Consider the following 4160-nt stretch of genomic DNA (forward strand, 5'->3'; position numbering starts at 1 on the left):
CAGATCCGCAACCGCATGGTGTACAATGATTGGGGGCTCTATGGTTTTGTGCAGATGCTTGCCTACAAGTGTCTACGCTTTGGGAAAGAGATAGGGTATTTAACAGTTGACATTTAGCTGTAATTACCCTATACTTGCTCTATCATGGCAAGGAAGAAAGCAGACAGACAACCCGAACCGAAGATGGTGCGTGTCCATGTGGCAGCCAGAGAACTTGGCTTGCATCCTTTGACCGTGCGTCGCTGGATCAAGCAAGGCAAACTGCAGGCGGTGCGTGTCGGTTTGGAAGCGCGTATCCCTCGGACCGAGATCGAACGTTTCCTGGGCAAAACGGATGATCGGCTCCTCATCCTGTACGCACGGGTGAGTGGGCACGGACAAAAGGCGGATCTCGAACGCCAAAAAGAGCGGCTGGTTGCCTGGGCGAACGAGAACCGGCCTGGCCGTCGCCAGCTTTTGCTCTTTGATATTGGCAGTGGCATTTCCACCACGCGCAAGCAGTTGCAACGACTGCTGCATCTGGTGGTCAAAGACGAGGTGGCGGAAATTGCCATCACCTATCCCGACCGCTTAACCCGCTTCGGGCAGGACTATCTGAACGTGCTCTTTGAGAGCTTCGGCGTCACTCTTACTGTCTTGGAACCGGATGAGACGAAGACGCCAGAAGCTGATCTGGTGCGGGATATGCTCGCACTCATTGCTTCGTTCTCCGGTCGCTTGTATGGCATGCGTTCGCACAAACAGAAAGAACTCTTGAAATGCGCCAGGGAAGTGCTTACCAGCCCTTAAGCTACGATATTCGCTTGCCCGACGAGATCCAGGCCGATGCCCTCCGCTTGCTTGAGGTGAGCCGCGAGGCGATCAATGCTGCCTTGGTCCAGTTGTGGCCGTACCTGGATGCCTTCATGCAGGCCCTCCCAGGTCCCGCCTGGAAGCAGGCCGAACTGTATGTGGTGCAACGCTCAGGGCATGGGAACCGACTGGAACGCTGCGAGTTGGAACAAGCGGGGCGCATTATGCGAGCCCAGGCCGAGCGCAAACAGGTCTTTTTGTTGATCCAACCCATCTTAACGTCCGGCTTCATTCGTCCAAAAGAAGACAAGCGCCCTGCCGGGAAAAACCGCAAGCAGATCAAAGAAGCCATCAGTGCCTTGCAAAAGAGCCTGGATGATGATGAGACCAGCTTTGTCACCATGCAGAATGTTGTGGAGCAATGCTGTAATTTCTTTCTGAGAGAAGGCCGTTTCCCCACCAGCTACGAAGAGCTTCAGCCCATCCCCCTCCTCTGGGTAGGGCTGCTGACCTATGCCGGAGATGACGGGGGAGCAGTGGGCCAGGCGTATCGACTCTCCTTCGACCTGGATGCGGGGGTTGCTTTGCTCTCGTTGCGTGCCCCGGATGCACAGGGGCGCTTTGCGCGGGACTGGTACAAGCGCACCATCACCGTGCCCCTGCCGCCCTGCGTGGTCGAGCAGCTGCGCGCGGGGGTGCAGCTGGCTCCCACCCTGCGCGAACTGGTCAAAGCTGATGGCTCATCCGTGGCCGTCCTGGATGTGATGGTGCAGGTCAAAAAAGCGGAGCTGACTGCGTGGTCCGACATGGATCGCCTCCTGGGCTTCGATTGGGGCGTGCACAGCCTGCTCACGGCAGTGGTGCTGCAAACCAACCCAGACGCCCCAGAGCAGCCGCTGCAAATCTCGCGCCCACTTTTTGTCAAGACTGGCGGCCTGGATGGGCACCAGGCGCGCACCAGAAGGCAGATCGACCAGCTCAAAGCGGCCAGAGACACGCTGCTTCCTGATGATGCCAAGCGGGCCGACTACGAGGAGGAAATCCGCCGCTGCTGGAGAGTCTATGAGGCGCGCAACCGGGAACTGGCACATCTGGCGGCCAATCTGCTCTTGTTGTTCGCCAGTGTGTGGGGCTGCTCACTCATCTGCGGGGAGTCCTTGAAGACGCTCAAGAGCACTGGGCGAGGCAAGGGAGTTCGTGGTCGCTGGCGCAACTGGCGCAATAATACCACCATTCGCTCGGAGATCTGGCGTATCTTGCGCTACAAGAGTCACCTGGCCGGGATTCGCTTCCGCTCAGAAAAGCCGCGTGGCACCTCCCACACCTGTGCGCGCTGTGGCAAGCCTGCCCAGACCTATCGTTCTTCCCGGCTGCCTCATCGTACCGAGCCGGTGACGTGGGGACGCTGGCTCTGGTGTGCACATTGCGGGTACAATGCCGACCGTGACTACTGCGCTGCTCTTAACATTGCCCGCCTGGGCATCGCTTATCTGACTCACGTTCAAGCAACCACCAAGGGAAAAGCTTTCTCCGTGACCGAGATCGCCTCGATCAAGCCACGTCCGTATATCGCGCGTGGTGCGGTGCTGCTGTTTCCGCCGCAAACAGATATCACTCGCCTGCTTGATGCAGGCAAGCTCTACATCAATGGATGGAAACGATCCGTGACGCTTCGCTCCTCGTATGAGACCCCTCTGCTCTTACGACTGTGTAGCTGAAAGTCCTAGGGATTGTTCATGCTTGTTGTAGAAAAAAGAAACGGTACCGACGAGCCATTGAGGATTATGACCGGGCTCTCGACCTTGATCCTGCTTCTGTTAGTGCTTACAATGGTCGGGGCATCGCTTGTTGGAGCCTCAAAGAGTATCAGCGAGCCATTCAAGACTTTGAGCGGGCTCTCGACCTTGATCCCACTTTTGCCGGAGCTTATAACAATCGTGGCCTTGCTTATCGGGGCCTCAAAGAGTACCAGCGAGCCATTGAGGATTATGACCGGGCTATAACCCTCGATCCCACATCTATTGCGGCTTACGATAACAGGTATGAGGCATATCGATTGATCGGAAACTATGAGCTTGCACTCTCGGATCTCGATTGTATCCTAACTCTTCAAGAAAATGTTGAGGCAAGAACATACAATAATCGAGGTTTGGTCCTTAGTTATCTTAAGCGTTATGAAGAGGCAATCGAGGATTACGAGAGAGGTTTAAGGAAAGAACCAGACGATATCTATCTTCTGTATAATATTGCTGTAGTTAAGGCGCGTTGGCAGGGAATAGCAGCCGCAGAACCGTACATCAATACAGCTAGGGAGGCCCTACTTGCCGTAAGTGACGATAATCTACAAGATACTAAGCTGTACGGATTGAGCGGTTTAGCAGCTTTAGTCAGTGAAATAGACCAAGCTTTAGGCTATCTAGGGCAAGCATTGTTACAAGGAGAGCAAATCATCGGCTGGGCACGACATGATATCGCTTGGCTTGATTGACGCTTTGTCTCTTCCCAAGCAGCTTCTACTCCCATTGCAATAATAGCACTTGTAATCATTGCTAGATCTATCATTCCCTCATCCTCATTTTCTGCAAAGCATGTAAGAAAACTTTAAGGGATAGCTGGAAATCTTTGGTCTTGTATAGCAGCTTCAGCTTATACATACAACTATTTCCATAAATATTACTTCGAGCCACTTTCTGCAAATAACCAAAGTGCAAATGCTGCTCCAAAGTCACATCGATAATCTTCCCTTGTTGCTGCCAACGCCTCATCCAACGTAAACGTATATACCCGTATAACTTCCCCATCTTCCATCTCCAACGAGTCCCACTCTAGATTATAAGCAACAGGCCCTGAAGTATGGTTTGTTTCTCTCAACGAATTTCCCCTGAAATTCATTGACTTTCGGTGATTTTCGGTTATAATTTAAGAGAGGATACTGTTCTTTGGAGTATTGTAAATGACGTTGACAGAGTACCGGGAGAGCATTCCGATGAGCATTCCTGAACTCGCAAGGCGCGCAAACGTTGATGCACAGACCATCAGAAATGCAGAAAGTGGACAACGTGTTTCTGCGCGAGTTGCAAGAAGCATTGCTGAAGCACTCAGCGAGGCTTTAGGACGCACCATCACCTATCGTGATATCGAGGGGTTGGACGTTCGTCTTTAGCAGGGTTGTGCAGTCGGTAAATTTCTTATCTGTCAGCGACAGGCGTGCAAGGTCAAAATAGTTTCTATTTTGTTGTGTTGGAATGAGATTCTATCTCTAGAAAGGAGATTGCAGATTAGACCGAAGAACGCTCAGCTTTTGTTAGTCTGAGCGTTCCTGGAGACCACGTACACGTCTGTTGAGTACTGTCTGGCTTGCAACTCAC

5 protein-coding genes are annotated in these 4160 nt (G+C 52.8%); 4 read left to right on the forward strand and 1 reads right to left on the reverse strand.

Annotated elements, in window-relative coordinates:
* Positions 1-144: 144 nt before the first annotated feature.
* From DMG62_23705 to DMG62_23715, 3 genes are read left to right on the forward strand one after another with little or no spacing between them, the layout of a single operon-like run.
* Positions 145-789: an IS607 family transposase gene (locus DMG62_23705; GenBank protein ID PYY20344.1), complete on the forward strand. Its 645-nt coding sequence runs from the start codon at positions 145-147 to the stop codon at positions 787-789.
* Positions 759-2510, forward strand: a complete 1752-nt coding sequence (locus DMG62_23710; protein PYY20345.1) for a transposase — start codon at positions 759-761, stop codon at positions 2508-2510. Before DMG62_23705 ends, DMG62_23710 begins: the two co-directional genes overlap by 31 nt.
* Entirely contained in the window at positions 2507-3280 is a 774-nt protein-coding gene (locus DMG62_23715) for a hypothetical protein (protein ID PYY20346.1), read from the forward strand. Before DMG62_23710 ends, DMG62_23715 begins: the two co-directional genes overlap by 4 nt.
* A 70-nt stretch (positions 3281-3350) precedes the next feature.
* On the opposite strand, the gene DMG62_23720 is transcribed toward DMG62_23715, so the two are convergent.
* The gene (locus DMG62_23720) at positions 3351-3593 is read right to left on the reverse strand and encodes a hypothetical protein (protein PYY20347.1); all 243 of its coding nucleotides are present in this window, start codon (positions 3591-3593) and stop codon (positions 3351-3353) included.
* A gap of 152 nt (positions 3594-3745) precedes the next feature.
* Between DMG62_23720 and DMG62_23725 the strand changes: the two genes are divergently transcribed.
* A complete protein-coding gene (locus tag DMG62_23725; GenBank protein PYY20348.1) occupies positions 3746-3955 on the forward strand; it encodes an XRE family transcriptional regulator in 210 nt (69 codons plus the stop codon).
* Positions 3956-4160 lie beyond the last annotated feature (205 nt).

This window comes from Acidobacteriota bacterium, from assembly GCA_003225175.1.
In the GTDB taxonomy this organism is placed as follows: domain Bacteria; phylum Acidobacteriota; class Terriglobia; order Terriglobales; family Acidobacteriaceae; genus Gp1-AA112.

Coding starts and splice junctions, on each gene's coding strand:
- DMG62_23705 (PYY20344.1), top strand. CDS start 145: ATGGCAAGGAAGAAAGCAGACAGACAACCCGAACCGAAGATGGTGCGT.
- DMG62_23710 (PYY20345.1), top strand. CDS start 759: ATGCGCCAGGGAAGTGCTTACCAGCCCTTAAGCTACGATATTCGCTTG.
- DMG62_23720 (PYY20347.1), bottom strand. CDS start 3,593: ATGGGGAAGTTATACGGGTATATACGTTTACGTTGGATGAGGCGTTGG.
- DMG62_23725 (PYY20348.1), top strand. CDS start 3,746: ATGACGTTGACAGAGTACCGGGAGAGCATTCCGATGAGCATTCCTGAA.